General features: G+C 65.0%; 25 protein-coding genes. 19 read left to right on the forward strand and 6 right to left on the reverse strand.

Annotation, left to right across the window (positions count from 1 at the left end):
• Positions 1 to 77: 77 nt before the first annotated feature.
• Positions 78 to 983 (forward strand): YihY/virulence factor BrkB family protein, encoded by a 906-nt coding sequence (locus tag HNO53_RS10000; protein ID WP_209478256.1) that lies wholly within the window; start codon positions 78 to 80, stop codon positions 981 to 983.
• Between the two features lie 32 nt (positions 984 to 1015).
• Here the strand turns inward: HNO53_RS10000 and HNO53_RS10005 are convergent, their stop codons facing one another.
• The gene (locus HNO53_RS10005; protein ID WP_209478258.1) at positions 1016 to 2050 is read right to left on the reverse strand and encodes a Glu/Leu/Phe/Val family dehydrogenase; all 1035 of its coding nucleotides are present in this window, start codon (positions 2048 to 2050) and stop codon (positions 1016 to 1018) included.
• 248 nt (positions 2051 to 2298) lie between these two features.
• On the opposite strand from HNO53_RS10005, the gene yccX reads away from it, so the two are divergent.
• On the forward strand, positions 2299 to 2571 hold the full coding sequence (yccX, locus tag HNO53_RS10010) for an acylphosphatase (RefSeq protein WP_209478260.1): 273 nt from the start codon (positions 2299 to 2301) through the stop codon (positions 2569 to 2571).
• Positions 2572 to 2577: 6 nt separating this feature from the next.
• On the opposite strand, the gene HNO53_RS10015 is transcribed toward yccX, so the two are convergent.
• The 3 genes from HNO53_RS10015 to HNO53_RS10025 are packed head-to-tail and all read right to left on the reverse strand — an operon-like array spanning position 2578 to position 5394.
• The gene (locus tag HNO53_RS10015) at positions 2578 to 3519 is read right to left on the reverse strand and encodes a nucleoside hydrolase (protein ID WP_209478262.1); all 942 of its coding nucleotides are present in this window, start codon (positions 3517 to 3519) and stop codon (positions 2578 to 2580) included.
• Between the two features lie 18 nt (positions 3520 to 3537).
• Entirely contained in the window at positions 3538 to 4443 is a 906-nt protein-coding gene (locus HNO53_RS10020; protein WP_209478264.1) for a ribokinase, read from the reverse strand.
• A 3-nt stretch (positions 4444 to 4446) separates the two neighbouring features.
• The gene (locus HNO53_RS10025; RefSeq protein ID WP_209478266.1) at positions 4447 to 5394 is read right to left on the reverse strand and encodes a D-2-hydroxyacid dehydrogenase; all 948 of its coding nucleotides are present in this window, start codon (positions 5392 to 5394) and stop codon (positions 4447 to 4449) included.
• Between the two features lie 155 nt (positions 5395 to 5549).
• On the opposite strand from HNO53_RS10025, the gene HNO53_RS10030 reads away from it, so the two are divergent.
• The 13 genes from HNO53_RS10030 (at position 5550) to HNO53_RS10090 (ending at position 16541) form a co-directional block, all read left to right on the forward strand.
• Complete coding sequence (locus tag HNO53_RS10030) at positions 5550 to 5819, forward strand: FmdB family zinc ribbon protein (protein WP_209478268.1); 270 nt, start codon at positions 5550 to 5552, stop codon at positions 5817 to 5819.
• Between the two features lie 54 nt (positions 5820 to 5873).
• Entirely contained in the window at positions 5874 to 7652 is a 1779-nt protein-coding gene (gene aspS, locus HNO53_RS10035; RefSeq protein WP_209478270.1) for an aspartate--tRNA ligase, read from the forward strand.
• Between the two features lie 124 nt (positions 7653 to 7776).
• On the forward strand, positions 7777 to 8316 hold the full coding sequence (ruvC, locus tag HNO53_RS10040; protein WP_209478272.1) for a crossover junction endodeoxyribonuclease RuvC: 540 nt from the start codon (positions 7777 to 7779) through the stop codon (positions 8314 to 8316).
• A gap of 137 nt (positions 8317 to 8453) precedes the next feature.
• Positions 8454 to 9068, forward strand: coding sequence for a Holliday junction branch migration protein RuvA (gene ruvA / locus HNO53_RS10045; RefSeq protein ID WP_209478274.1), 615 nt, complete (start codon positions 8454 to 8456; stop codon positions 9066 to 9068).
• 102 nt (positions 9069 to 9170) lie between these two features.
• Positions 9171 to 10208, forward strand: a complete 1038-nt coding sequence (gene ruvB / locus HNO53_RS10050; protein ID WP_209478276.1) for a Holliday junction branch migration DNA helicase RuvB — start codon at positions 9171 to 9173, stop codon at positions 10206 to 10208.
• Positions 10205 to 10600 carry a tol-pal system-associated acyl-CoA thioesterase gene (gene ybgC, locus HNO53_RS10055; RefSeq protein ID WP_209478278.1) on the forward strand — a complete coding sequence of 132 codons (396 nt, stop codon included), beginning with the start codon at positions 10205 to 10207 and terminating at the stop codon, positions 10598 to 10600. Before ruvB ends, ybgC begins: the two co-directional genes overlap by 4 nt.
• Before the next feature lie 23 nt (positions 10601 to 10623).
• Positions 10624 to 11313: a protein TolQ gene (tolQ, locus tag HNO53_RS10060; RefSeq protein WP_242597604.1), complete on the forward strand. Its 690-nt coding sequence runs from the start codon at positions 10624 to 10626 to the stop codon at positions 11311 to 11313.
• Between the two features lie 12 nt (positions 11314 to 11325).
• The gene (gene tolR, locus HNO53_RS10065) at positions 11326 to 11763 is read left to right on the forward strand and encodes a protein TolR (RefSeq protein WP_209478279.1); all 438 of its coding nucleotides are present in this window, start codon (positions 11326 to 11328) and stop codon (positions 11761 to 11763) included.
• 31 nt (positions 11764 to 11794) lie between these two features.
• Positions 11795 to 13078: a cell envelope integrity protein TolA gene (gene tolA / locus HNO53_RS10070; RefSeq protein ID WP_209478281.1), complete on the forward strand. Its 1284-nt coding sequence runs from the start codon at positions 11795 to 11797 to the stop codon at positions 13076 to 13078.
• Complete coding sequence (tolB, locus tag HNO53_RS10075; protein WP_209478283.1) at positions 13078 to 14373, forward strand: Tol-Pal system beta propeller repeat protein TolB; 1296 nt, start codon at positions 13078 to 13080, stop codon at positions 14371 to 14373. Before tolA ends, tolB begins: the two co-directional genes overlap by 1 nt.
• A 36-nt stretch (positions 14374 to 14409) precedes the next feature.
• Entirely contained in the window at positions 14410 to 14952 is a 543-nt protein-coding gene (gene pal, locus HNO53_RS10080; protein ID WP_209478285.1) for a peptidoglycan-associated lipoprotein Pal, read from the forward strand.
• Between the two features lie 35 nt (positions 14953 to 14987).
• Entirely contained in the window at positions 14988 to 15758 is a 771-nt protein-coding gene (gene ybgF, locus HNO53_RS10085; protein ID WP_209478287.1) for a tol-pal system protein YbgF, read from the forward strand.
• A 27-nt stretch (positions 15759 to 15785) separates the two neighbouring features.
• Complete coding sequence (locus tag HNO53_RS10090) at positions 15786 to 16541, forward strand: YciK family oxidoreductase (protein WP_209478289.1); 756 nt, start codon at positions 15786 to 15788, stop codon at positions 16539 to 16541.
• 180 nt (positions 16542 to 16721) lie between these two features.
• Here HNO53_RS10090 and HNO53_RS10095 read toward each other — a convergent pair whose 3' ends face one another.
• Positions 16722 to 17384, reverse strand: a complete 663-nt coding sequence (locus tag HNO53_RS10095) for an HAD-IA family hydrolase (RefSeq protein WP_209478291.1) — start codon at positions 17382 to 17384, stop codon at positions 16722 to 16724.
• Complete coding sequence (gene ubiG, locus HNO53_RS10100) at positions 17381 to 18100, reverse strand: bifunctional 2-polyprenyl-6-hydroxyphenol methylase/3-demethylubiquinol 3-O-methyltransferase UbiG (RefSeq protein WP_209478293.1); 720 nt, start codon at positions 18098 to 18100, stop codon at positions 17381 to 17383. The genes HNO53_RS10095 and ubiG overlap by 4 nt, the downstream gene beginning before the upstream one ends.
• Positions 18101 to 18267: 167 nt before the next feature.
• Between ubiG and galU the strand changes: the two genes are divergently transcribed.
• From galU to tamA, 4 genes are all read left to right on the forward strand, one after another.
• Positions 18268 to 19158, forward strand: a complete 891-nt coding sequence (gene galU / locus HNO53_RS10105) for a UTP--glucose-1-phosphate uridylyltransferase GalU (protein WP_209478295.1) — start codon at positions 18268 to 18270, stop codon at positions 19156 to 19158.
• A gap of 5 nt (positions 19159 to 19163) precedes the next feature.
• Positions 19164 to 20477 (forward strand): UDP-glucose/GDP-mannose dehydrogenase family protein, encoded by a 1314-nt coding sequence (locus tag HNO53_RS10110; RefSeq protein WP_209478298.1) that lies wholly within the window; start codon positions 19164 to 19166, stop codon positions 20475 to 20477.
• Positions 20478 to 20555: 78 nt separating this feature from the next.
• On the forward strand, positions 20556 to 21473 hold the full coding sequence (locus tag HNO53_RS10115; protein ID WP_209478300.1) for a coiled-coil domain-containing protein: 918 nt from the start codon (positions 20556 to 20558) through the stop codon (positions 21471 to 21473).
• A 52-nt stretch (positions 21474 to 21525) separates the two neighbouring features.
• Positions 21526 to 23409, forward strand: a complete 1884-nt coding sequence (tamA, locus tag HNO53_RS10120) for an autotransporter assembly complex protein TamA (protein WP_420827860.1) — start codon at positions 21526 to 21528, stop codon at positions 23407 to 23409.
• The last annotated feature ends 1 nt before the right edge of the window (position 23410 follow it).

Consider the following 23410-nt stretch of genomic DNA (forward strand, 5'->3'; position numbering starts at 1 on the left):
GACAAACGCAAGTCATTGCCGACAGGAGTATTTCGATTGGGTATGCTACAGGCGGAGTGATTGGACAAGGAGGTACCGTGCGTAGTCTCTCTTTCCGGTTCTGGTGGAATACGATCCGTCAGGCCGTCAGCCTTTGGCTGGAGCGCAATGCCTTCAGCTATGCCGGTTCGCTGGCATTCTATACCCTCTTCTCGCTGGCTCCGACGGTCATCATCGCGGTAGCGGTGATCGGCATTGTCTTTGGTGCCGATGCCGCCCAGGGAGAGATCGTCGCGCGCTTCGAAGGTGCACTCGGTGAAGAGGCAGCACGATCGATCGAGCAGGCGGTGGCGCGCTCGCGTATCGAGGAGTCAGGCCTCATGCCGACCTTGCTCGGGTTTGGCGGCTTGCTAGTGGGGGCCACCACGGTCTTCGCCCAGATGCAGTATTCACTGAACATGATCTGGGGGGTCACGGCTAAACCCAGCCGCAACAGCGTTCTGGTGTTTCTGAAGCAGCGCCTGCTGTCGCTCACGGTGGTGCTCGCCATCGGCTTCATCATGCTCGTGTCGCTGCTGGTCGGTGTAATGGTGCGCGCCATGCTCCAGGCCATCGGCGACGCCATGCCGCTGGTCGGTCCGGTGACGGCAGGAGCTGAATTCCTGATCTCACTGGCCGTGATCGCCGCCCTGTTTGCCACCATCTTCAAGGTGCTGCCCGACGTGGTTCTGAGCTGGCGGGACGTGCTGCTGGGCGCCGTGGTCACGGCGCTGCTGTTCGCCATCGGACGCAGCGCCATCGCCTCCTACCTTGCCTATACCGCCACGGCCTCGACCTACGGGGCTGCCGGCTCCTTGGTCATGGTCCTGCTGTGGGTCTACTACAGCTCGCTGATTCTACTGTTCGGTGCTGCCTTTACGCGCAGCTATCTGGTTGCGAAGGGCCGCGAGGTCGTACCACGCAACAGTGCCGTGGTCGTCAGGCGCGAGCTAGTGACGGAATGATTCGCTGGGCGGCGGGGCCGCCCAGCGACAGTTCAGCCCAGCCGCTCGCGCGCGAGTCGGTCGGCTACCTCGGACGGCGTTCTTTCCTCTGCCCGAGCGCGCGTGAAGATTTCGTCGATGGTGGTGGAAATCCGCTCTACATGGCGCATCACGGCCTCGCGGTCGTAGCGGTCGTGACGTTGGGCTTCCACCTCGATGACTCCCCCGGCATTGGCCACATAGTCGGGTGCATAGAGGATGCCGCGGTCATGCAGGCGTCCCGCAACATCGGGCGTGGCCAATTGATTGTTGGCCGCGCCGCAGACCACCGTGGCCCTGAGCCGGTCGGCCACTTCGCGGGTGAGTACGGCGCCCATGGCGCAGGGGGCGAAGACGTCGACCTCGGCGTCGAAGATCGCTTCGGGCGCCACGTTCTGCGCTCCCAGTTCTTCGCTCAGCATCCCCAGGCTGTCACGGTCGACATCGGCAAGCACCAGCTTGGCCCCCGCCGCATGCAGCTCGCGGGCCAGGTGCGCCCCGACATGGCCGACTCCTTGAATGGCCACCCTCAGGTCTTTCAGCTCATCGCGACCGAAGCGATGGCGTACGGCGCTCTTCAGTGCGCAGAACACACCATGGGCGGTGAAGGGCGAGGGGTCGCCGGAATCGCCGCCTCGGCCCAGACCGCTGACGTGTCGGGTCTCCTGGCGGATGAGACGCATGTCCTCTTCGCCGCTGCCGGAGTCCTCGGCGGTGATGTAACGTCCGCCCAGCGACTCGACGAGCCGCCCCATCGCACGCAGCAGGGCGGGTGTCTTGTCACGCCGGGGGTCGGCGATGATTACCGCCTTGCCGCCGCCGAGAGGCAAGTCGGCCAGGGCGGACTTGTAGGTCATGCCGCGGGACAGTCGCAGTACGTCGGTCAGGGCATCGGCTTCATCGGCATAGGGGTAGATGCGCAGACCGCCCAGGGCAGGGCCACGGCGCGTGTCGTGAACGGCGATGATGGCCCGCAGGCCGCTGGCTTCATCGCAGCCGAAGACGATCTGCTGGTGATGGTCGAACTCGGGGTGGTCGAAGACCCGCATGGCGTTATCTCCCTCGTGAGGATTCTTGCTTGTTGTGGTCTGGAATGCAGTGGGTGGCACCGCTTCCACCGGGGCGGACATTGCTTGTGGCGAGGCCGCATCCCTATTATCAAGATTAGAGCATTTGCGCTGGCGACTGGAATCCCGCGTACGGGTCTTGTGCGTTGATTCCGGTACGCTATCCAGGCTTGACGCATGCAGTCAGACTGGAAAGGGCGAGTATGGACTGTCGGAGCGAGGAGGGAAGCATGAGCAAACGCTGCGTGAAAGGTAAGGTGGCTGGCAAGGTCCAGGGCGTGTGGTATCGCCGATCGGTCCAGGAGCAGGCACTTCAGCATGGCTTGACCGGCTATGCCAAGAACCTCCCCGACGGTCAGGTCGAGGTGTTGCTATGCGGTGATGGAGAAGCGGTCAACCAGGTGGCGTCGTGGCTGTGGCAGGGCCCGCCTAATGCCCGAGTCACGCACGTCGAACTGGAATCGATCGAGTGCCGTGACCCGGATTGTTTCGTCTGTCTGTAGTTCGTCTCAGCTCAAGGTGTCGGCGATCCACTCCACCACGGCCTCGCCGTCCACCTCGAGGCACACCTCCACCAAGGGCGTCTGCGACCAGCGCTCCTGGATGAAGCCGCGCCCCTCTGGGGCGAAGATCGTCTGACCTTCGGCAATGCCGTCCGTGACGACCGAAAGGTGACCCGGGGCGGTGGTGAACAGCTCCGGGCGCAGCAGCCAGGCCAGCGCGCAACTGTCATGCGGGCAGCAGCCGTCGATGCCGAGGAATTCGCGGTAGAAGTCACGGTAGAAGGCGTAGCTTCCGGCCAGTACTTTGCCCAGCTCTCCTTGCCCCGCCTCGATCCGCTGCATGTGCGCCTGGGTGAGGACACAGCGATGGGTCACGTCGAGCCCGACCAAAGTCAGCGGCCAGCCGGCGGTGAGCACGCGCTGGGCTGCATGGGGATCGTTGAACATGTTGGCCTCGGCCACCGGGGTGACGTTGCCACCCTCACGGATCGAGCCTCCCATGATCACCACGCGTTTGACCTTTTCGGTGAGTGTCGGGTCGAGCTGCAGCGCAGCGGCCAGGTTGCCTACCGGGCCGACGGCCACCAGGATGACTTCGCCGGGGCGCTCGTTGACAGTGTCGACGATGAACTGCGCGGCGCTGCGTGGGTCCTTGACACCCTTAACGTCGGGCAGTTCGATGTTGCCCAGCCCATTGGCGCCATGAATGTGGGCCGGTGCCGGATGACGCGGCTTGACCATGGGGCCGGCGGCTCCTTGGGCGACGGGAATGTCGCGCCCGGCCAGTTCGCTCAGCAGCAGGGCGTTGTGCGTGGCAGTCTCGATGTCGACGTTGCCGTAGGTGGTGGTCAGGCCGAGCAGATCGATCTCGGGATGGCGCAGGGCGATGGCGATGGCCTGGGCGTCGTCGACGCCGGGGTCGGTATCGAAGATGATCGGATGCGACACGTTGCCTCCTTGTGGGTGTCAGGCGCTCTTTGAGTCGGTGAGATATCGCTCGACGTCGTCGCGCGATGGAATGCTGTCGGCGGCGCCGGGGCGCTGTACGCCGAGAGCCGCGGCATGAGCGGCGAATGCCAGGCAGTCGGGAATGCTGCGCTGCTCCTGGAGCGCGGCCATGAAATAGCCGATGAAGGTATCGCCGGCGCCGGTGGTATCCACCGGCTCCACCGCCAGTGCGGGCTGGAAGTGGCGCTCGCTGCCCGACTGGTACCAGGCGCCTTCGCTGCCGAGGGTCAGCACCGTTGCGGTATTCGGCAGTCGTTCGTGCAAGCCTTCCAGCAGTACGCGGGCATCGCTCGCCTCGGGCAGCCCGACGAGCCAGGCAGCCTCGCCGCGGTTGACGAACAGCAGTTCACAGGCATCGAGCGGTAACTCGAGCACCGTATCGCTCATGGGAGCAGGGTTGAAGGCGATGGACAAGCCTTGCCTGCGTGCGCCGTCGAGCAGTTCGGGTAGGGCGTTGCACTCGTTTTGCACCAGCAACCAGTCGCCGGGTTGCGCCGCCTGGCACAGGGCATTTCGATGCCGGGAGGTGAAGCCGTGGTTGGCGCCGGGACAGAGAATGATGGCGTTCTCGCCGTGGTCGTCGACCTGGATGATGGCATGACCGCTGGGTTCGTCCACCAGCTCGACGTGAGTGACGTCGACGCCCGCGCGAGCCAGGCGGTCGCGGGCCCAGCCGTCCTGGCGACCCAGGCGGCCCCAGTGGCACACCCGGCCGCCGGCCTGCGCCATGGCCAGTGACTGATTGGCCCCCTTGCCGCCGAGACCGACCTGATAACTGCGGCTGGCCAGCGTTTCGCCGGGATGGACCAGGTGCGGTACCCGATAGAAGTGGTCGAGGTTGATCGAGCCCAGGTTATGCAACATAAGTCAGGCTCCATCCCGCTGGGCTTTCCAGCGGTGCAGGTTGTCGCCGGTGAGTGCGACGATGCGCTGGCGTGCTTCCGGGGTGATCCAGGCGCTGTGCGGTGTCACGATCAGGTTCAATGGTTCGCTCAGGGCGTCGAGCAGTGGGTGTCCCTCCCGTGGCGGTTCCGTTGGCAGCACGTCGACGCCGAGGCCTCCTAGCCGGCCTTCACGCAGTGCGGCAAGTGCCGATTCCTCGTCGATGATGCCGCCGCGGGCGCAGTTCACCAGCAGAGCCTCGGGCTTGAGATGGGCGAGCAGGCCGACGCCGATCAGGTGGCGGGTGGCCTCGGTGAGCGGACAATGCAGGCTGATTACGTCGGCTTCGGGGGCGAGTTCGGCGATACCGGGACGGCTGTCGGCGGCTTCGTTGCCGGGGCGGGCGGCAAAAGTCACGCGCATGCCGAAGGCTTCGGCCAGAGCCGCGACGCGGCTGCCCAGTTCGCCCTGGCCGACGATGACCAGGTGTTTGCCTTCGAGCTGCAGCGTTCCGTGGTTCATCAGGCAGAAGAACGGGCTCTCGTTCCAGCGTCCGGCCGCCACGTCACGCTGGTAGAGCGGCAGACGATTGGCCAGGGCGAGAATCAGCATCAGCGTGTGCTGGGCCACGCTGGCGGTACCGTAGGCCGTGACGTTGCGCACCTCGATTCCCAGGCGCTCGGCGGTTGGCATGTCGATGTTGTTGGTGCCGGTGGCCAGCACGCAGATCAGCTTGAGCTCAGGCAGCGCCTCGAGGGTGCCAGTATCGAGCACGACCTTGTTGACGATGGCCACCTGCGCGCCGGCCAGACGTTCGCGGCTCTGCTCAGTGGTGCTGGTCTGGTGAACCTCGAGCGTGCCGACCTGCTCCCGGATGGGCGCAAGGTCGACGTCAGGGCCCAGGCTGGCGGCATCGAGTATCACGGCTTTCATGCTGGATTCCTTGTGTTGGTTCGCCGCGGCAGGGCTGGGACAGGCCTTGCCAGGCACGTTATACTATCGGGCTTTCACGGCAGGCTTGGAAAGTGCGCTGCTCGACCCTATATCGCCGTTGGTTGCGCGCTGTCGAATCAGGAGTGAATTGAACCATGCCCATCTATGAATATCAGTGCAAGGCCTGCGGCCATCGTCTGGAGAAGCTCCAGAAGCTGAGCGCCGCGCCCCTGACCGACTGTCCTGCCTGCGAAGCACCGGCCCTCGGCCGCCTGGTTTCCGCGGCGGGCTTCCGTCTGGCCGGCGGCGGCTGGTACGAGACCGACTTCAAGTCCGGCAGCAAGAAGAACCTGGCCGGCGACTCGGGCGGCGGCGGAGAAGGCAAGGGGAGCAAGGCGCCGGCGAAGGACGGCGCCGCGGCCTGACCGTACCGATATCTACCATTCCATAGACAACGCTTAACGAATACAGGATACGACATGCGCAGCCATTATTGCGGCCAGCTCAACGAGACCCTGGTGGACCAGACGGTCACCCTGTGCGGCTGGGTACATCGCCGCCGTGACCACGGGGGCGTGATCTTCCTCGACATGCGCGATCGCGACGGTATCGCCCAGGTCGTGGTCGACCCCGATACCGCCGAGGCTTTCGCCACTGCCGACCGCGCGCGCAGCGAGTTCGTGCTGCGCATCTCCGGTCGCGTGCGGCTGCGCCCAGAAGGCACCCAGAATCCCAAGATGCCAACCGGGATGGTCGAGGTGCTGGCCAAGGACGTTGAAGTGCTGAACACGGCGGCCACGCCGCCGTTCCAGCTCGACGAGCACGGCAAGGTCGGCGAGGAGGTGCGTCTCAAGCACCGCTACATCGACCTGCGCCGGCCCGAGATGATCGAGAAACTGCGCCTGCGCTCGCGCATCTCGCACCACGTGCGCGCCTTCCTCGAGGGCCAGGGATTTCTCGACATCGAGACGCCGATCCTGACACGTGCCACCCCGGAAGGTGCCCGCGACTACCTAGTGCCGAGCCGCACCCATCCGGGCAGCTTCTTCGCCCTGCCGCAGTCGCCGCAGCTGTTCAAGCAGCTGCTGATGGTGGCGGGCTTCGATCGCTACTACCAGATCGCCAAGTGCTTCCGTGACGAGGACCTGCGCGCCGACCGTCAGCCGGAGTTCACCCAGATCGACATCGAGGCCTCCTTCGTCGAGGAAGCGGACATCATGGGCGTCACCGAAGCCATGATTCGCGAGCTGTTCCAGGACGTGCTCGACGTCGAACTGCCCGAATTCCCGCGCATGACCTGGGCCGACGCCATGGACCGCTACGGCTCCGATAAGCCCGACCTGCGTATCCCGCTGATGCTGGTCGACGTCGACGACCTGATGAAGCAGGTCGACTTCCAGGTTTTTTCCGGCCCGGCCAATGCCGCCGATGGTCGCGTCGCGGCGCTCAAGGTGCCGGGTGGCGCCGGCATGTCGCGCAAGGTGATCGACGATTACACCAAATTCGTCGGCATCTATGGCGCCAAGGGCCTGGCCTGGATCAAGGTCAACGAGCGCGCCAAGGGTCTCGAGGGTTTGCAATCGCCGATCGTCAAGTTCATGGAGAACGTGATCGAGGAATTGCTCGATCGCATCGGTGCCGAGGATGGCGACATCGTCTTCTTCGGCGCCGACAAGGCCAATGTGGTCAACGAGGCGCTGGGGGCGCTGCGGGTCAAGCTGGGTGAGGACCTCAATCTTTATACTCGCGACTGGGCACCGCTGTGGGTGGTCGATTTCCCCATGTTCGAGACCGACGACAGTGGCCGCCTCAGTCCGCTGCACCATCCGTTCACCTCGCCCTCGTGCAGCCCCGAGGAGCTCAAGGCCAACCCGGCCACGGCGCTCTCGCGGGCCTACGACATGGTGCTCAACGGTACCGAGCTGGGTGGCGGTTCGATCCGTATCCATGACCAGCAGATGCAAAGCACCGTGTTCGAGATCCTCGGTATCGGCGAGGAGGAGGCCCGCGAGAAGTTCGGCTTCCTGCTCGACGCTCTACACTATGGCGCACCGCCCCATGGCGGTCTGGCCTTCGGCCTCGACCGCCTGGTCATGCTGATGGCGGGTTCACGTACCATCCGTGAAGTGATCGCCTTCCCCAAGACCCAGAGCGCGGCCTGCCTGATGACCGATGCCCCGGGAGAGGTGAGCGTCGAACAGTTGCGCGAGCTCAGCATTCGCCTGCGCCAGAAGGCCAAGGTGGAAGGGCAGGAGTGAGGCACTTGCTTTCCCACGGCAAGCATGTACCGGACCGGCGCCTACAGGGCGCCGGTTTTACGATGCTGGCCCCGGAGCGAAAGAGGATGACACCGCATTCGACCTCCCCATCGCGGGGCGTGACGTGCTGATTCTCGGCATCGACCCCGGCTCGCGCACTACCGGCTACGGCGTGCTCGATGTCGCCACGCCCACGCCACGCTACGTGGCCAGCGGCTGCATTCGCCTGCAGGACGTCGACTTGCCGCAGCGCCTGGCACGCATCTACGCCGGCCTCGCTGAGCTGATCGGCGAGTATCGCCCCGGCGAGGTGGCCATCGAGCAGGTCTTCATGTCGAAAAATCCGGACTCTGCACTCAAGCTGGGCCAGGCACGCGGTGCGGCGATCGTTTGCGCGGCCAACCATGGTCTGCCGGTGAGTGAGTACGGGCCGCGTCAGATCAAGCAGGCGGTGACCGGTAGCGGCGCGGCGACCAAGGCCCAGGTGCAGCATATGGTAGTGGCGATCCTTGGGCTCGACGGCTCACCCCAGGCCGATGCCGCCGATGCCCTGGCCATTGCGCTGACCCATGCCCACGCCAGGCTCGGCCTGCTGACGCGCGGCAGTTTCGGCGGGCACCGCTCACGGCGGCGTGGCGGCTCGTGGCGCGATTTTCGCCCCTGAAAGTAGCCCCGTGGCTTGAAAGGGATTATTGTCGAACACCGTTTACTCTAGACTGGTCAGCCGCTTGAGCGACCAGTATAGTGGCGCCAGGAAGGCCTGCGGCCTTGGATGTATTCGGACCGGGATTTTGAGCCCCCATGATCGGACGCCTGCGTGGCACTCTGCTCGACAAGCAACCGCCCTGGTTGGTGGTGGACGTGGCCGGCGTCGGCTACGAACTCGAAGCTTCCATGACGACCTTGGTGGCGCTGCCCGGGGTGGGGGAGCCAGTGTCCCTGTATACGCACCTCACCGTGCGCGAGGATGCCCATCTGTTGTTCGGATTTGCCCGCGAGCAGGAGCGGGCGCTGTTCCGCGCTCTGATCCGGGTCAACGGTATTGGCCCCAAGCTGGCCTTGGCCATCCTCTCGGGCATGGATGAAACAGCCTTCATCCGCTGCGTGATGGAGGATGATGTCAAGTCATTGACGCGCCTGCCGGGGGTCGGCAAGAAGACGGCCGAGCGGCTGATTATCGAGATGCGCGATCGTTTTCCCCACTGGGAGCATCCGGGCGCGACAGACCTGGCAGGCCCCTCGACGGCATCCAGTGCGGGGCAGGCGCGTCAGGATCCGCTGGCCGATGCCGAAGCCGCGTTGGTCAGTCTGGGTTACAAGCCCACCGAGGCGGCAAAGATGCTCTCGGGGCTCGACGAGGGACTTTCGACCGAGGCCATGATCAAGGCAGCGCTGACCAAGCGCCTGGCCAGCTAGTAAAGCAGCAGGTGCGCCTGCTAGCCCGCTGCTGCCACGCGTGCCTGTCGGTGACAGAGGGAACGATATCATGCAAGTTCATGAGCGCCGCGAGTGTTCGACATGATGCACAATGACCGTTTGATCGCCGCTGACGAGCGCGAGGGGGAGAGCCGCGTCGACCACGCGATCCGGCCCAAGCGGCTGGCCGAATACATCGGTCAGCACCGGGTCCGCGAACAGTTGGAAATTTTCATCAGCGCGGCACGTGGGCGTGACGAGAGTCTTGATCACACCCTGGTGTTCGGTCCTCCCGGCCTGGGCAAGACCACGCTCGCCAACATCATTGCCGCCGAGATGGGCGTCGGCCTCAAGTCCACTTCCGGCCCGGTGCTAGAACGCGCCGGCGATCTCGCCGCCATGCTCACCAACCTGCAGCCGGGCGACGTGCTGTTCATCGACGAAATTCATCGGCTTTCTCCAGTAGTGGAGGAGATCCTCTATCCCGCCATGGAGGACTTCCAGCTCGACATCGTCATCGGCGAGGGGCCGGCGGCGCGCTCCATCAAGCTCGACCTGCCCCCGTTCACGCTGGTGGGGGCCACCACCCGTGCGGGGCTGCTCACCTCGCCCCTGCGCGACCGCTTCGGCATCGTCCAGCGTCTGGAGTTCTACGCCATCGACGAATTGACCGAGATCGTGGCCCGCTCGGCGAGGCTGCTCGGCGTCGAGGCGGACCGCGACGGCGCTCGTGAGGTGGCACGCCGCTCTCGTGGCACGCCGCGCATTGCCAACCGGCTGCTGCGCCGGGTGCGCGATTTTGCCCAGGTACGTGGCAACGGCCAGGTGGACGCGGATGTGGCCGATCAGGCGTTGAACATGCTGCACGTCGACCACCATGGGCTCGATCACATGGATCGCCGTCTGCTGCTGGCTATGATCGAGAAGTTCGATGGCGGCCCGGTCGGCATCGATTCGCTGGCGGCGGCGATCGGCGAGGAGCGCGACACCATCGAGGACGTGATCGAGCCCTACCTGATTCAGCAGGGGCTGATGATGCGTACCGCTCGCGGCCGGGTGGTAACCCGCCAGGCCTGGCAGCATTTCGGTCTGGTGCCGCACGAACAGGCCCAGGACGCGTCCGGCGAGGTGCGTCAGTGAGCGACTTCCGCCTGCCGCTTAGGGTCTACATCGAGGATACCGATGCCGGTGGCATCGTCTATTACGTCAACTACCTCAAGTTCATGGAGCGGGCGCGTAGCGAGTGGCTACGCCACCACGGCCTCACCCAGCGCGAACTGCTCGAAGCCGGCATCCAACTGGTGGTGCACCGTCTGGAGTGCCGCTATGCCAAACCCGCCCGTCTCGACGACGAACTGTCGGTCACGGCGGCCGTCGAATCGAACGGCCGCTGCCGGCTGAGCTTCGCTCAATCGGTGATGCGCGGCGGGGAACCCTTATGCGAGGCGCGGGTCGACATCGCCTGTGTGGATGCCGTGCGTCTCAAACCCATACCTTGGCCGCCGGCACTGGCCGCGGTTCTCAACGGTTAACTGCAAGATCAGCGAGGAAGCCCGTGAACGACTCAATGTCCATACCGCACCTGATCATGAGCGCCAGCACCGTGGTGCAGCTGGTCATGCTGATCCTGGTGATAGGTTCGATTCTCTCCTGGGTGGTGATCTTCCAGCGCACCTTCGTGATGCGTCGGGCACGCCGGGCCCACCAGTCCTTCGAAGAGCGCTTCTGGTCGGGAGTCGACCTCAACGAGCTTTACCGCGAGACACCGTCGGAGCAGGAGACCCAAGGCGCCGAGCATGTCTTTCGTGCCGGCTTTCGCGAGTTCAATCGTCTGATGGCCAAGACCAAGAGTGCCGAAGCCATTCTCGACGGGGTTCAGCGCAGCATGCGCGTGGCTTGGTCGCGAGAGGAGGAGCGACTGACCCTGCATCTGGTGTTCCTGGCCACGGTGGCCTCGGCAAGTCCCTATATCGGCCTGTTTGGCACCGTGTGGGGCATCATGGGCTCATTCCAGTCGCTCTCCATGGCTCAGCAGGCCACGCTGGCTACCGTAGCGCCGTGGATCGCCGAGGCGCTCATTGCCACCGCGATGGGGCTTTTCGCCGCCATTCCTGCGGTCATCTTCTACAACCGCCTCTCATCCGAGTCCGATCGCATGCTGGGCAAGTACGAGGACTTTGCCGAGGAATTCCACTCCATCCTGCATCGCAACCTGCAGGGTCGCAGCGAAGCCGGCGCTGCCTGAAGGAGTCGCGACATGCATGGACCGTTCAACCGTAGTGGGCGCCGCAAGCCGATGGGCGAGATCAACGTCGTTCCCTTCATCGACGTCATGCTCGTGCTGCTAGTGATCTTCATGATCACCGCCCCGATGCTGACCCAAGGGGTACAGGTCGAGCTGCCTCAGGTCACGTCCGAGCCGATCGAGACCCAGGAAGAGCGTGAGCCGATCATCGTGTCGGTGGATCGCGAAGGAGGGTATTTCCTCTCGATCGGCGGCGAGGAGGCCAATGTGGAGCTCGATGAGCTGGCCGATCGCGTGATCATCCTGCTAGATCGTCAGCCAGGAACGCCGGTCATGGTGCGTGGCGATCGTTTCGTGCCCTATGGCGAAATCGTGAACCTGATGAGCACCCTGCAGGTGGCCGGTGTGGCCAATGTCGGGTTGATTTCCGAGCCGCCGCCGCGTGATTAGGAGCCCCTTGATCAGGAAGGTAGGAGACGTGATGGCCCGACGTCAGAGGGGCTCCGCCCCCCGGAATAACGGGCGCGTCGGCTATGGCGTGCCCGCGCTGCTGGCCATTGGCCTTCACGTGCTGGTCGTGGTGATCAGCACGGTGAGCCTGCCCCAACGCCAGCCGGAGCCCGAGACGAGCTCGATCGTCCAGGCGACGCTGGTCAGCACCGAGACCACCACCGACCAGGCCCAGCGTGCCGAGGAGGCACGTGCGCGCGCCGAGGCCCGCCAGGCCGAGGAGCAGGCTCGTCAGGAGGAAGCGGCACGTCAGGCCGAGGCCGAGGAGCAGGCACGCGAGGAAGCCGAGCGCCAGGCGGCCGAGGAGCAAGCCCGCCAGGCCGAGCAAGAGCAGGCGGAGCGAGAGGAGGAGGCTCGCCGTCTGCAGGAGGCCCGCGAGACTGCCGAGGCGGAAGCGCAACGACGTGCCGAAGAAGCCGAACGCCTGGCGCGTCAGCGCGAAGAGCAGGAGGCCGAGCGGCAGCGCCAGAAGGAGGCGGCGGCCGAAGCCGAGCGGCAGCGCCAACTCGAGGCGCAGCAGCGTGCCGAAGAGGAGGCGCGTCGCCAGCAGGAGGCCGAGGCGCAACGTCAGCGGGAAGCCGAGGAACAGCGTCGCCGTGAGGAAGAGGCCCAGCGACAGCGTGAGGCCGAGGAACAGCGGCGCCGCGAGGAGGAAGCCCAGCGCCAGCGCGAAGCCGAGGAACAGCGTCGTGCCGAAGAGGAAGCCCGGCGCCAGCGTGAGGCCGAGGAGCAGCGTCGCCGCGAGGAGGAAGCCCAGCGCCAGCGCGAAGCCGAGGAACAGCGTCGCCGCGAGGAGGAAGCTCAGCGTCAGCGCGAGGCCGAGGAGCAGCGTCGCCGCGAGGAGGAAGCCCGCCGCCAGCGTGAGGAGGAGGCGCGACGTGCTGCCGAGGCCGCATCCCAGGGGCTCGACCGGGCCATCGAGGGCGAGTCGGATGCGGTCGCCAATGCCCGCCAGGGCCAGGAGGCGGCGAACAGCTTCATCAACCTGGTGCGCCGCGCGGTGGAGCAGGCCTGGGTGATTCCGCCCGGAGCCAGTGGCGGGCTTTCGGCAACGGTTCAGGTCCAGCTCGGGCCCTCGGGGGAGTTGTTTGGCGCTACCATTAGTCAGAGTAGCGGAGACAGCAGCTTCGACCGCTCCGCCATCCAGGCAGTGGAAGCCGCCTCACCGTTCAATGAACTGCGCCAACTGCCGCCAACGGCGCAGCGTGATTTTCGACAGTTCAATCTGCGTTTCACACCGGGAGATGTACGCTGATGAAAGCTCTGATGACCACCTGGCTGGCTGCCGCGCTGCTGATGTTCGGCGCGCTCGCCCAAGCACAGTCCGACCTGACCATCGAGATCACCCGTGGCAGCGATCAGGCCACCCCTATCGCCGTCGTGCCGTTTGCGACCGACGGGGAGGAGCTGCCCGAGGACGTGGCCCAGATCATCAGTGAGGATCTGCAGCGCAGTGGCTTCTTCGAGCCACTGCCTCGAGAAGCGATGTTTGATCGACCCAGCTCCAGCGATCAGGTGCGTTACGGCCAGTGGAGTGCGCTCGACGTGCGCTACATGGTCGTGGGTCAGGTCAGTCGTGGTGCGGAGGGCTACCGTATTCGCTATGAGCTGATGGACGTCAGCGGCCAGCGCCGCTTGCTCGGCGAGAACGTCACCGGCAGGGCCAATGAACTGCGTGCCGTCGCTCACTTCGTCAGCGACCAGATATTCGAGGCCATTACCGGCATCCGCGGGGCCTTCTCTACCCGCATAGCCTATGTCACTGCCCAGGGTACCGGTGACGACGCACAGTTCACCCTCTACGTGGCCGATGCCGATGGGCACAACAGCCAACAGGTGCTGAATTCGCGCGAACCGATCCTCTCGCCTGCCTGGTCGCCGGACGGCCGCCGTCTGGCCTACGTCTCCTTCGAGACCGAACGGCCAGCGATCTACGTGCAGGACGTGAACACGGGGCAACGAGCCAGGTTGACGTCGTTCGAGGGCATCAATGGCGCGCCTGCCTGGTCGCCCGATGGACGGCGCCTGGCCATGACCCTGTCCAAGGATGGCCAGCCTGACATTTACGTGATGGACGTGGGGTCACGCAACCTCGAGCGCATTACCAACAATTCGAGCATCGATACCGAGCCGGACTGGGCACCTGACGGACGCAGCCTGCTGTTCACTTCGGATCGCAGTGGCGGACCGCAGATCTACCGCTACAGCTTCGGCAGCGGGGAGGCGGAGCGGCTGACCTTTACCGGCAACTACAATGCCCGCGGTCGCTTCTCCCCGGACGGAAAGACCCTGTTCATGATCCATCGCGGCAATAGCGGATTCCAGGTGGCAAGGCAGGATCTGGATTCGGGGCGCCTGGTCGGACTCACGGATACCCGTTTGGCGGAATCGCCCAGTGTTGCACCCAACGGGACCATGGTAATCTTCGCCACCCAGCAGGGTACAAGCGGGGAGTTGGGAGCCGTATCGGCCGATGGACGAGCGTCCTACCGGTTGCCTTCGGCACAAGGTGACGTGCGGGAGCCCGCATGGTCGCCGTTCTTGAACTGATGGTACGTGTCATTCGATCCTTTGAGGAGTTAGACGATGCAATTCAAGTCGCATGCCAGAATCCTGGCGATCGCCCTGTCTCTGGCTCTGGTGGCCGGCTGTTCGAGCACCGGTGGTAGCCGTGACGGTTCCATGGATGGCTCGGGTACGGGTGCCAACGGCGGTGTCGGCACCGGTACGGCGGGTTCAGGGCAGGTCAGCGGCTCCGGCATCAGCGGCGACCGTTCTGGCCAGCAGGCTGATGGCCGCATTCCGGAAGTCCGTACCATCTATTTCGATTACGACCGTGACAGCATCCGTCCCGAGTTCGAGTCGGTACTGGTATCGCATGCGCGTTACCTGCGCTCGAACGGCAATGCTCGCGTCGTTCTCCAGGGCCACACCGACGAGCGCGGCACACGTGAGTACAACCTGGCGCTGGGTGAGCGTCGTGCCAACGCGGTGAAGCGCTTCCTCGAGGTGCAAGGCGTCTCACCGTCCCAGTTCGAGGTGGTCAGCTATGGTGAAGAGCGTCTGGCCGCACGCGGCGCCAGCGAAGATGCCCACGCACAGAACCGTCGCGTCGTGTTTGCCTACTGAGCGAACTGGCGCGTAAGCGCCCAATGGAGTGAAGCATGAGACACAGTCTGAAAAGGCTGTGCGGCGCGGGAGCCCTGGTGCTCCCGCTGTCCGTCATGAGCCTTGTCGAAGCCCAGCAACGCCCGATCGTCGAAGACCGTACTGCACAGCCTCGGGGATTCCTCGAGCAGGCCGAGGTGCGCGAAGAGGCCGGCGGCAGTCTGGTGATGTACAACCAGCTGCAGGAACACCAGCGGGAAATCCAGCAGCTACGTGGCCAGATCGAGGAGCTGCGTCACCAGCTCGAGCAGCTGCGCAACCAGACCCGCCAGCAATATATCGATCTCGACGAGCGATTGATGGCTGGCAGCGCCGGCATCGAAGCCAATCCACCTGTCGACGAGGAGTCGGCCAGACAGGTTGCCCAGACGCCTTCACCGAGCGGCAACAGCGCCGATGCTCAGGCCGCCTACCAGGCCGCCTTCGCTCGTGTCCAGTCGCGGGAGTTCGCCGAAGCCATTCGGGCCTTCGAGGCCTTCGTTGCCGATTACCCCGATACCAGCCTGACCGCCAACGGCTATTACTGGCTGGGTGAACTGCACTCGGCGGAAGCCGACCTGGAACAGGCAGAAGCCGCATTCCGCCAGGTCATCGATAACTTTCCGCAGAGCAGCAAGGTGCCCGATGCGCTCTACAAGCTTGGCCTGATCAAGGCGCGCCAGGGTGAACTCGAGGAGAGCCGCGGCCTGCTCGAACGCGTGCGTGACGACTACCCCGATTCCAGTGCGGCGGGGCTTGCCAACGATTTTCTGCGTCAGTCCCTGTAACGGATTGGCCTCGCCCAAGGAGTCAAGATGACCTGCAAGATCGACTATGTGGCACCCGCCGACCTGCTTGCCGAACGCATCATCCTCGTGACAGGGGCCGGCGATGGCATCGGTCGGGCGGCTGCCCTGACCTTTGCCCGACACGGTGCCACCGTGATCCTGCTGGGCCGCACCATCGCCAAGCTGGAGAAGGTCTACGATGAAATCGAGGCTGCCGGCGGGCCGCAGCCGGCCATCTTTCCGCTCAATTTCGAGGGTGCCACGCACAAGGACTACCACGACATGGCCGAGACCCTGGACCGGGAGTTCGGCCGTCTCGACGGTATCCTGCACAATGCGGGGCTGTTGGGTCGCATAACGCCGTTCGAGCAGTACAATCCGGAACTGTGGGACCAGGTGATGCAGGTCAATATCAACGGACCTATCTGGATGACACAGGCGTTGCTGCCGTTACTGCAGGCCTCGCCCGATGCCTCGGTGGTGTTCACGTCGTCCAGCGTCGGACGCAAGGGTCGCGCCTTCTGGGGGGCCTATGCAGTGTCGAAGTTCGCCACCGAAGGCTTCATGGAGGTCCTGGCCGACGAAGTCGAGCATCTGGGTACGCTACGCGTCAACTCGCTCAATCCCGGCGCCACTCGTACCGCGATGCGTGTCACCGCCTACCCGGGTGAGGATCCGAATACGCTGCGTACGCCGGAGGCGATCATGCCGACATACTTATGGCTGATGGGGCCGGAGAGCAGGGGACATAACGGCCAGCGTTTCGACGCCCAGCCTAAGTGACAAATGGCTGCGCGGGCGAATCGCTGCGTTGCCCGAATGCTCGCATTCCTCACGTATAACCCCATACGCTCGGATTGCTGTGCTTCGGGCGCCTGGCGCTTCATCCCGCTCGCCTATTTGCGCTAGCTTGGCGGTTGCTGCCTGTCTGGATGCTGGTTTGACTGCAGTCTGCCTGGTAACTCAGGCAGGCTGAAGCAGCGCTTCCACTAGGGCTTCGCAGGTCTCGAACCACAGGTCTGCCGGCCACTCAAGGTAGTCGTCTCCCTCCTCGATGTAGCCGTAGCCGACGGCGACGGCGACCATGCCGGCGGCGCGTGCCGCCTGCATGTCGCGCACATGGTCGCCAATATACCAGCACTGCGATGCTGGCACGTCCAGTCGCTCGGCGGCCGCCCATAGCGGCTCCGGAGCCGGCTTGCGCTGGGGCAGGTCGTCGGCGCAGAGCAGCGCGCCAGGCGCCAGGCCGAGTGCCTCGACGAGCGGGGCTGCATAGGCGCGGGGCTTGTTGGTGACGATGCCCCAGGGACGGCTCTCCATTTCCCAGCTTGCCAGCAACTGGTCGAGGTGGGGGAACAGGCAGCTCTCTTCCGCCACAGATTGACCGTAGGCGTCGAGCAGGAACTGGCGCGCCGCGTCATGGTCCCGGTGCGTCTTGTCCAACCCCAGCGCGAGGGCGACCAGAGCGCTGCCGCCGTTGGAAACCTGGGCACGGATCAGCGGGTAGGGCAGTGGCTCGAGACCATGGTGGGCGCGCAGGGCATTGGTGGCTCGAGCCAGATCGGGTGCGGTATCCACCAGGGTACCGTCGAGGTCGAACAGCAGTGCGCGCGGCAAAGGCGTCATGCCGGCTCCCGGCGGCAATGCATCATGTAGTTGACCGAGACATCGCTCGTCGAAAGACGATAACGGCGCGTAATCGGGTTGTAGACCAAGCCGCTCTGCTCGCGCACCGCTAACCCGTGTTCGCGACACCACCCGGCCAGTTCGGAAGGGCGGATGAACTTGCGGTACTCGTGGGTGCCGCGGGGCAGCATCCGCAGCAGGTACTCGGCGCCGACGATGGCCAGGGCGTAAGCCTTGGGGTTGCGGTTGATGGTCGAGAAGAACAGGTGGCCGCCAGGCTTGACCAGTGTCGCACAGGCCTGGATGACCGAGCCGGGATCGGGCACGTGCTCGAGCATCTCCAAGCAGGTGACCACATCGAATTCGCCCGGGTGCTCGGCGGCCATCGCTTCGGCACTGGCTTGGCGGTACTCGACCTCGACCCCGCTCTCCCGTGCATGCAGACGCGCCACGCCAAGCGGCGCTTCACCCATGTCAATGCCGGTGACTCGAGCGCCGCGGTGCGCCATGGCCTCGGCCAGAATGCCACCGCCGCAGCCCACGTCGAGCACCTTGCGGTCGGCCAGGCCGCAGCGTGCATCAATGAAATCCAGGCGCAGCGGATTGATATCGTGCAGCGGCTTGAACTCGCTGTGCGGGTCCCACCAGCGGCTGGCCAGGGCCTCGAACTTGGCGATCTCGCCCCGGTCGACGTTGTGGTGGAGGGTAGCGCTCATGTGGTCTCTCCGTGTCAATTGGTCCGGCACCCTGGCAACATTCTTTACCTTCGGTATCATGCACATTGTACCCGTTGCTGCCCGGGCTTTCCCATGACGGAATCAAGGACCGGCCCGGGAAGTTCATTCACCGAGCATTCATCCACCAACTGACAAGGAAGGCACCCATGATCCGCAAGGCCGTATTACCCGTGGCCGGATTCGGCACCCGTTGCCTGCCGGCTTCGAAGGCGATTCCCAAGGAGATGATCACCATCGTCGACCGTCCCGTGATCCAGTACGTGGTCAATGAGGCGGTAAAGGCCGGTATCCGTGACATCGTGCTGGTGACCCATGCCAGCAAGAGCGCCATCGAGAACCACTTCGACACCCACTACGAGCTCGAAGCCACGCTCGAGGCCAAGAACAAGCAGGAGCTCCTCGACGAGCTGCGCGCCATCGTGCCCGCCGACGTCAACATCATCAGCGTACGTCAGCACGAGCCGCTGGGGTTGGGGCACGCCGTGCTCTGCGCTCGTCCCGTCATTGGCGACGACGAGCCCTTTGCGGTACTGCTGCCCGACGTGCTGGTCGACGATGAGGGGCTGTCGCAAAACGATCTCGCCGGCATGCTCGACGCCTACGAAGCGACAGGGCGCTCTCAGCTGATGGTCGAGGAAGTGCCCTGGGAGAACGTGCACAAGTACGGCATCGTGAGCCCCGAGGGCGAGGCGCCGACTGCCGGCAAGGCCTGCCCACTGGCAGGCGTGGTGGAGAAGCCCGCCCGCGAGGAGGCGCCTTCCAACCTTGCCGTGATCGGCCGCTACGCGCTGCCGGGAAGCATTTTCCCGCTGTTGGCCGAGACGCCGCCGGGCGCAGGCGACGAGATCCAATTGACCGATGCCATCGAGACCCTGCGCCAGCGTGACGGTGTCGACGCCTGGCGCATGCGCGGCAAGACCTACGACTGCGGCCACCAGCTGGGTTACCTCGAGGCCACCCTGGTCTACGGTCGCCGTCATCCCCGTTTCGGCGAGGGTTTCCGCGAGCTGCTCGCCCGCTATAGCCAGGCGGAGTAAGTCTCATGCGGATACAGATACATGGCAGTGAGCTGGCGGCGGCGACGGCCGCTGCCGCACTCTCCTGGGTGGGCCATCAGGTTCATTGGGTGCCTCATGCCACCATGCGCTGGCCGGCACTTCAGGCGACCGACTGGCTGCGGCGGGAACCCGACCTGCTCGATCGCCTCGAGGAGGGATTCGAGCAGGGTACCCTGACTCTGGCCAACGGTGCAGACGAGGCCACGTCACAGGGCATCGACATTCTCTGGCTTGCCCTGTCACCGGAGCAGCGTGAGGAGGCCGATGAGCTGGTAGCCGAGACTGCCGGACGCCAGCAAGGTCCATTGATACTGGTTAACAACTCCACTTTCCCGGTGGGCGAGACCGAGCGGCTGGAAGCACGGCTCGGCGGCAACGGACGGCGGGCGGTGGCGCTCGTGGACATGATCGAGGAGGGGCGCGCCTGGGCCAGCTTCACCCGGCCCGGCCGCTGGCTGTTGGGCTGTGATGACGAGCAGGCCGAGGCCCAGGTGCGTGAAGTGCTACGAGCCTTCAACCGTCGCCGCGACGTGATCCAGCTAATGCCGCGCCGGGCCGCCGAGCTGACCAAGCTGGCCACCATCGGTATGCTCGCCACGCGAATCAGCTACATGAACGAGATCGCGGGGCTGGCCGACAGCCTGGGGGTCGACGTTGAGTACGTGCGCCAGGGGATGGGGGCGGATTCTCGTATCGGCTATGAGTATCTCTACCCCGGCTGCGGCTTCGGTGGACCTCACTTCTCTCGTGACCTGATGCGCCTCGCCGACGTGCAGGAAGCCAGCGGGCGCCACTCGGCACTGCTGGAGCAGGTGCTGGATATCAACGAGCAGAAGAAGGAGACACTGTTCCGCAAGCTCTGGACACACTTCCACGGTCAGCTCGAAGGGCGCACCCTGGCAATCTGGGGAGCGGCCTTCAAGCCGGGCTCGGCACGCATCGACCATGCTCCGGTGCTCACGCTGCTCGAGGCGCTCTGGGCCCAGGGGGTGCGGGTGCGGCTTCACGATCCGGCAGCAACCCCGGCATTACGCGCCTCTGTAGGCGATCACCCGCTATTGTCGCTGTTCGATGGCGATCCCTATACCGCGTGTGACGGGGCCGATGCCCTGATGCTGGTCACCGAGTGGAAGCACTATTGGAACCCGGACTGGCCGCGCCTCGCCAAGTTGTTGCGCGAACGTCTGCTGCTGGACGGGCGCAATATCTATGACCCCAGCCATGTGGCGAGCTGGGGGCTGACCTATCGCGGCATCGGTCGTCGCGCGGATGCCCAAGAGCGGTCGACGAGGCGTTGAGGCAGTGGTGTGCGCGCAGGTGCTTGACCTGCTTACAATAGGCAGGCGCCTGCCGCATCTGCCCACAAGGAGTATGACATGCCCGAAGCGCGTCCCTCCGAGCGACGTCCCATCGTGCCCGATCCGGATTCCAGCCTGACAAGGCCGCGCCGCCCTACAACGCCGCCCCCACGTTTGTGGCCGCTGAAGTTTGCCGTGCTGCTGCTGCTTGCCGCGCTGCTCGCGGTATCGTGGCTGGGCTGGCAGGAGCGTGAACGCCTGAATGCCCAGCTGCAACAGGTTTCCGCCGAGATGTCCAACGTTCATGCTCGCTTCGACGCTGAGGAGGGGCGTGGCGACCGGCTCGAGACCATCGAGTCGCGGCTCTCTTCCACGGAGGAGCACGCCGAATCGATGGTGGCTCGCATGGCGGGTCTCGAGGTTGAGGTTCAGCAGGTCAGCGAAGGGGAGGCTTCCCGGTTCGAGGCGCTCGATGAGCGCGTGGATGAGGTGTCGGCCAGGCTCGAGCGGTTCGCCGAGGAGGCCGAGACCCGGGAAGCGCTGCTTATGGCGGTGCGCACGTCCCTCGACTCGTTGGAACGCGCCGGCGCGGAGGGCCGCGAGACTCTGGAGGCAAGGATCGAGACAGTGGCCGCAGTCAACGAGCGCCAGACCCAGCGCATCGCCGAGTGGCAGGACCAGCAGGAGGCACTGGCAGAGCGCCAGCAGAGCGTGCGAGCATCACTCGATGAGCGGCTCGCGACCGTGGATGAGCACTTCCAGCAACTGCTCGAGGATGAGATCGCGGCGCTCGATGAGCGCTGGCAGGCTCGCGAGGTCGCACTGGAGCGGCGTATCGACGATCTGGCGGCCGAGCTGGAAGCAGTCGCGCAGCGTGACGACGCCGCTCAGGCCGTTGCAAGCCTGCGCAGCCGCTTGACGTCGATGGAGACCGAGTTGCGCGAGCTGCGCCAGGAGCAGCTGTCACTCAGCGCAGGGCTGGAAGCCCTGCAATAATCTGCCAGGCCCCGCCGTGGGCAGGCAGGAGTCAAGTCGGGAAGCCGTGAATATGGGAAGAGGCGTGATCTCACGCATGGGGGCGGCGGCCCTGTGTCTCGGCATGGCGCAAGGAGCGCTGGCACTCGAGGCACGTATCGACGGACTGGAAGGCGATGTCGCCGACAACGTCCGCTACTACCTCGGTGATCTGGAGGCCGTCCAGTACGACCGCCGTCGTCTGGAAGGCGAAGTCGTGCGGCGCACTCGCGAGGCCATGCGCGTCTATGGATACTACGAGCCACGCGTGCGTTCGCGGCTCGATGAGGAGGAGCCGCCGCGTTACGTCAGCCTCTCCATCGAGCCTGGCCCCCAGGTGGTCATCGAAGTGCTCGATATTCGCCTCGAGGGCGAGGCGGCCGACGACGCCCCCTTTCGCGATACCGTGGATGCCTTCCCTTTGGCAGAGGGCGACCCGTTGTTGCATGCGCCGTGGGATCGCATGCGCAGTCGGCTGGCCGGTCTTGCCCTCGAGCGCGGTTACTTCGACTGGTCCTTCACCGATCGGCGCATGGAGGTGCGCCCCTTTGCCGAGAGTGCCAGGCTCTACCTCACCCTCGACAGCGGCCAGCGCTATGCCTTTGGGGACGTCACGATTCGCGGTAGCCATATCGTCAAGGACCGGCTACGCAACCTGGCGCCCTTCGAGCCTGGCCAGCCCTACCGGGCTGGTCAGGTAGCGCTCTACGCCCAGCGACTGGGCCAGACCAACTGGTTCAGCTCGGTCAGTGTGCGCCCCCGGCTCGATGCCCGACGTGAACTGGCCCTTGCGCCTCCGACCCTGGGCTGGTGGAACGTGGTGGAGACCGAGGGCGACGCCGCGCTGCCGCGGGTACCGTCGTCACGTACGGCAATGACGGATAGCCCCCGCCTTTCCGCCCTGGCGCTGGCTGCCGTCTCGCGTCTGCATGTACCGGCGCGACCCAGCATGCCGATCGACGTGGTGCTGGCCCCCGCCGACCGTCACCACTTCGAGACCGGCATCGGCTACGCCACCGATGTCGGGCCGCGACTGCAGTTCGGCTGGAACCAGCCATGGATCAATCGCTACGGGCACAGCCTGGAGCATGATCTTTTCCTCTCCCAGCCGGAGCAGCAATTCAGCGGTACCTACCTCCTGCCACTGGACGATCCACTGCGCGACCAATATCGCTTCCAGTACGGGCTGCGGCATCGCGACAACGAAGATACGCAATCCAATGAGGCGACCGTCGAGTTGGCGCGGCGCTGGGAGTTCGACAACCGCTGGGTGCAGACCCTGTTCATGCGGGCCACTTACGAGGACTTCACCCAGGGTGGAGAGGACGAGAGTGTCTTTCTTTACTACCCGGGGGTGAGCTGGTCGCGGACCCGTACCCGTGATCCGCGCTTTCCTACCTGGGGCGACCGTCAGCGCATCACGCTGGAGTATTCCGATACGGCCTGGGGCTCGGACGCCGACTTCCTGCGTATGACCGGTAACACCGAATGGATACGCATGCTGGGAGATGACTTGCGCTTCGTTACCCGGTTGGCCCTGGGAGCCATCGAGACCGATGATTTTTCCCAGATACCGCCTTCGCTACGTTTCTTCACCGGTGGTGACCGCTCGGTACGCGGGTACGGCTACGAGACCCTGGCGCCGCGCAATGAGGAGGGATTGCTGCGCGGCGGCCAGCAAATGCTCGCCGGAAGCCTCGAGGTCCAGCGCCGCGTGACCGGCAACTGGTGGGGTGCGGCCTTCGTCGACAGTGGCGATGCCTTCGATGACTGGTGGCCCGAGCAGCTCAACACCGGCGCCGGCCTGGGCGTGAGATGGATATCTCCCGTCGGGCCGGTGCGTTTCGACATCGCCCACCCCTTCGATGACGAGGAAAACTCGTGGCGACTCCACTTCGCCATCGGCCCGGAATTCTAAG

This window comes from Billgrantia antri (genome assembly GCF_017868935.1).
In the GTDB taxonomy this organism is placed as follows: domain Bacteria; phylum Pseudomonadota; class Gammaproteobacteria; order Pseudomonadales; family Halomonadaceae; genus Halomonas; species Halomonas antri.

Excerpts from the sequence above, each read along its gene's own strand:
- aspS (WP_209478270.1), top strand. The coding sequence starts at position 5,874 with ATGCGCAGCCATTATTGCGGCCAGCTCAACGAGACCCTGGTGGACCAG.
- ruvA (WP_209478274.1), top strand. The coding sequence starts at position 8,454 with ATGATCGGACGCCTGCGTGGCACTCTGCTCGACAAGCAACCGCCCTGG.
- tolA (WP_209478281.1), top strand. The coding sequence starts at position 11,795 with ATGGCCCGACGTCAGAGGGGCTCCGCCCCCCGGAATAACGGGCGCGTC.
- HNO53_RS10025 (WP_209478266.1), bottom strand. The coding sequence starts at position 5,394 with ATGAAAGCCGTGATACTCGATGCCGCCAGCCTGGGCCCTGACGTCGAC.
- HNO53_RS10005 (WP_209478258.1), bottom strand. The coding sequence starts at position 2,050 with ATGCGGGTCTTCGACCACCCCGAGTTCGACCATCACCAGCAGATCGTC.
- HNO53_RS10020 (WP_209478264.1), bottom strand. The coding sequence starts at position 4,443 with ATGTTGCATAACCTGGGCTCGATCAACCTCGACCACTTCTATCGGGTA.
- tamA (WP_420827860.1), top strand. The coding sequence starts at position 21,526 with ATGGGAAGAGGCGTGATCTCACGCATGGGGGCGGCGGCCCTGTGTCTC.
- HNO53_RS10095 (WP_209478291.1), bottom strand. The coding sequence starts at position 17,384 with ATGACGCCTTTGCCGCGCGCACTGCTGTTCGACCTCGACGGTACCCTG.
- HNO53_RS10030 (WP_209478268.1), top strand. The coding sequence starts at position 5,550 with ATGCCCATCTATGAATATCAGTGCAAGGCCTGCGGCCATCGTCTGGAG.
- HNO53_RS10090 (WP_209478289.1), top strand. The coding sequence starts at position 15,786 with ATGACCTGCAAGATCGACTATGTGGCACCCGCCGACCTGCTTGCCGAA.
- ybgF (WP_209478287.1), top strand. The coding sequence starts at position 14,988 with ATGAGACACAGTCTGAAAAGGCTGTGCGGCGCGGGAGCCCTGGTGCTC.
- pal (WP_209478285.1), top strand. The coding sequence starts at position 14,410 with ATGCAATTCAAGTCGCATGCCAGAATCCTGGCGATCGCCCTGTCTCTG.
- galU (WP_209478295.1), top strand. The coding sequence starts at position 18,268 with ATGATCCGCAAGGCCGTATTACCCGTGGCCGGATTCGGCACCCGTTGC.
- HNO53_RS10110 (WP_209478298.1), top strand. The coding sequence starts at position 19,164 with ATGCGGATACAGATACATGGCAGTGAGCTGGCGGCGGCGACGGCCGCT.
- ruvB (WP_209478276.1), top strand. The coding sequence starts at position 9,171 with ATGATGCACAATGACCGTTTGATCGCCGCTGACGAGCGCGAGGGGGAG.
- ubiG (WP_209478293.1), bottom strand. The coding sequence starts at position 18,100 with ATGAGCGCTACCCTCCACCACAACGTCGACCGGGGCGAGATCGCCAAG.
- tolR (WP_209478279.1), top strand. The coding sequence starts at position 11,326 with ATGCATGGACCGTTCAACCGTAGTGGGCGCCGCAAGCCGATGGGCGAG.
- tolB (WP_209478283.1), top strand. The coding sequence starts at position 13,078 with ATGAAAGCTCTGATGACCACCTGGCTGGCTGCCGCGCTGCTGATGTTC.
- HNO53_RS10115 (WP_209478300.1), top strand. The coding sequence starts at position 20,556 with ATGCCCGAAGCGCGTCCCTCCGAGCGACGTCCCATCGTGCCCGATCCG.
- yccX (WP_209478260.1), top strand. The coding sequence starts at position 2,299 with ATGAGCAAACGCTGCGTGAAAGGTAAGGTGGCTGGCAAGGTCCAGGGC.